Source organism: Paenibacillus sp. 01T422 (assembly GCF_056398785.1).
Genome location: NZ_JBFTQB010000701.1, coordinates 1 through 3,488, shown reverse-complemented (window position 1 = coordinate 3,488; position 3,488 = coordinate 1). Strand labels below are relative to the sequence as shown.

The following is a 3,488-nucleotide window of genomic DNA, read 5'->3' as shown; positions in this document are numbered from 1 at the left end:
TCTTTGAAGCCTTCTGGATGCGCAGGATTATTTTCTGCCCATTGTGCAACAAGTGCTGGATCGGTGTACCATTTTTTCATCGTTGGCATCCATAGTCCGCCTTTATACAAATCAATGGCACCTGCAGGATCAGCTAGGAATTTCGTCAGMATCCATGTTTCTTCCAAATGCTTCGTTGACTTATAGATAACGCTCGCACCACTAATGCCCATTGCGATGCTTTGCTTCATCTTCGGTAGTGCGCCAATGCCGTAGTTTACTTTTGCTGCTCCAAGATCAAGATTGATCCATTGTCCATGCATACTCATAGCTACAATTTTGGATTGCAGCGCAACAGCCTGAGATGGAATCGACTTCATCTGAGTCGGAGACGGGGCTACATGATATTTATTGATAAGATCAGCGAGTCTTTGAACCGCTTCGATAGCTTCCGGCTGGTCGAGTGCGAATGTTTTCCCATCTTTTGAGATGATATCGCCGCCGTTATTCACGACTTGAGCCATAATTGGCCCCCACCAGCTTTCAAACGATACACCGAATTGTTTGATGTTATTGGGGTCGAAATTCGGGTCGGCCGCATTTTTACCATTTTTATCAAGTGTTAATTTCTGCGCTGCGGCTACGAATTGATCCCACGTCCATGCATTTTCAGCCTTCGCAGGGGGAGCTTCGACTTTTGCCTCTGCAAACAAATCTTTATTGTAGAAAATGGCAAATGATTCGGCGGCTGAACTTATCGCATAGGTATAATTTGGTTTTGTACCATTGAACCAAATATAGTCTAGGAAATCCGATTTCTTAACTTCCTTGTCGGTTGCGAACAAATCATTGATATTAACGAATTTTTCTTCATTCTGCCAGGCTTCACCTAGCTCTGAGTGCATATAGCCGGCATCCGGCGACTCATTACCAGCCACCATCGCTGTAATTTTAGCATCATAATCCGATTCCGGAATGAATACTGGATCTACCGTTATCCAAGGAAATTTCTCCGTGAATTTTTTCGTTGCGTTTTCTATCGCTGTTTTTTCTTGAGGGCTCCCCCAATAGGTATACTTTAATTTAACCGGTTCTTTCTTAGCCTCTGGTGCTGCAGTGGCTGCAGTAGCTTCTTTGCTCGCTTGAGGTGCTGTCGTTCCCGCTGGTGATACCGACGCCTCTTTGGGACTAGACGTACATCCAGTGAGCGTTATCATCGATGCGAATAAAACAACGAGAGATCGTTTCATCATTCTTTTTTTCTGTAACAATTTGTTTTCCTCCCTTATCGCTCTAGGTTCTTCATAAGGTTTGACTTATGTAATTACACTATAACGAATGCGCTTACATCTTGATATTCGAAAGATTTTGGTTTAGTGGACTATTCTTATATTTTCAATAAAATTGACTCCGTACTAAAAATTGTCCACACTACTCTCGAACTTGCGAAATGGAAACACAATATGAACACTCGTTCCAACGCCGACTTGGGAGTCTATAGAGATTCCGTACTCCTGACCGAACAGCAGCTTAATCCGTTTGTCTATATTACTAATCCCTACATGCTCCGAATCGTTCTTCATAATATTTTTCCTTTGGGTGTCATCCATGCCCTTGCCGTTATCTTGCACAGTAAAATGTACCGTCGATTCGTCATGCTCTCCGACAATTTGAATCATCCCACCGTTCTCAAGCGATTCAAATCCGTGAATAATGGCATTTTCGATGATTGGCTGAAGGAATAATTTGGGTACTGTACAGTTATCTAATGAGGGGTCAATCTCGATTCCAACACCAAAGATACCTTCATAGCGAGTGCTCATGATATGCAAATAGCCTTTCAGCCACTTCATATCTTCGCGAAGAGGGACGACTTCTTTTTTATTATGTACGGTATATTCAAGCATATTGGATAAGCTAATAATCATACGGCTAATATCGTCCTGACTTTTGTCGATAGCCATCCAGTTAATAATATTTAGCGTATTATAGAGAAAGTGAGGGTTCAGCTGCAGATTTAAAACCATAATCTCCGCTTCTTTCTCCCTTAATTTCACCTCATAATTTTCGGTAATCAATTGTTGGATTTTTTCGTTCATTTGGTTAAATTTGGTGAAAAGAAAGCTGAATTCCTTATCCGATACGACCGGGATCTTCGTTGTGAATTTACCAATACCAATCAAGTGTGTCGCAACTAGCAATTTCTTGATCGGATTCGTTAACCAGCCCGAGAGTAGATAGGCAATAATAACCGACAAAACCATTAGAAATATGCTTAGATAGAGTGTATATGTTCGCAGATTCGACAAGTTGACAATCAGTTGATCATACGGCACGAATGCTGCTGTGATCCAACCCGTGGTTTGCATTCTGTCAAAACAGACCAGCAACTTTTTACCACCAATCGTCGTGATCGACGACCCGCTTTTCTGCAGCATAGCATCCTGAAACCAGTTCGAATCTGCGTACGATTTGATATGATTGGACTGCGTGGGAGAGATCACTCTGCCATCCTGGGAGAGGACAAATGTAAATGCCCCCGTAACAGGCAGGCTATCAGCAAATACACTATTAAACATATCGACTTTTACATTAATTAACAAAACAGGTCGTTCGATGCCTTCACTCATGTAATGAATGGACCCGTTTTGGAAATAGGTGCTGTTAATCGTACGGGCGGCCGCAAAGAAATTATTTACATTGTTATTCAGAATCTCTCCGCTCTTTACGATTTCGGACACTTCGTAATTGGGAACCCAGATAAGCCCTCCTTGGGCTTGCTTGGCATCCTTATATACGCTTGAATCCAGCACTTTCTCCTGAGAAATGGATACATTGCTGCTTCCAAAAGTGTAGTAGCTTGTTAGAAGATTAGCGGAGAAAATATCGCCATTTTCAATAAAATACTGATTCAATATTTCTTTTATTCGCTTATCCATTTGAATTAATTGCATGTCATCATCCGTGCTCATTGCATTTAAAAGCGTGTATAATTCGACATTGGAAATTGTAGATAATGTGCTTTCTTGTAATTTATTGAGCCTGTTATCAATAATTTGATTGTCTTTTTTGACAATTTCATAGATATGTTTACTGGCATTCTCCAGAATAATTTGAGAGCTAGTGTTGTAGTATTTAATTCCGATCACGATTGCGGGGACTGTAATAAGAAGAATATAAGAAATCGTTAATTTGTCTCTGAACCTCAGCTCGCTCAGTTTTTGACCTAGCAATTTCAGGTATTTCTTCACTCTCATATCAACTCACTTCTTATTTATTCGCGTTGTATATGTTCACCGTAATTCTTCTATACTCCTCAGGCGTTACACCGAATTCCTTTTTAAATACGCGATTGAAATATTTCGTATCCTTAAAGCCGATCAACTTGGAGATCTCRTATATTTTGGAATCCGTTTCTTCCAGCAGCTCTTTGCCTTTTCTAAGCCGTGTTCGAAGCAAGTATTGGCTGAACGAAATGCCCGTATTTACTTTGAAGTAATGACTAAAAT

3 protein-coding genes are annotated in these 3,488 nt (G+C 40.7%); all 3 read right to left on the bottom strand.

The features are described from left to right. Positions 1 to 1,250: ABC transporter substrate-binding protein (locus AC1DUA_RS29255; protein WP_477503099.1), on the bottom strand; the 1,250-nt coding region annotated here is incomplete at its 3' end. A 144-nt stretch (positions 1,251 to 1,394) separates the two neighbouring features. Beyond that, complete coding sequence (locus tag AC1DUA_RS29250; RefSeq protein ID WP_477503098.1) at positions 1,395 to 3,236, bottom strand: cache domain-containing sensor histidine kinase; 1,842 nt, start codon at positions 3,234 to 3,236, stop codon at positions 1,395 to 1,397. 13 nt (positions 3,237 to 3,249) lie between these two features. Continuing rightward, positions 3,250 to 3,488, bottom strand: a 239-nt coding sequence (locus AC1DUA_RS29245) for a helix-turn-helix domain-containing protein (protein ID WP_477503097.1), incomplete at its 5' end; no start/stop codon positions are given.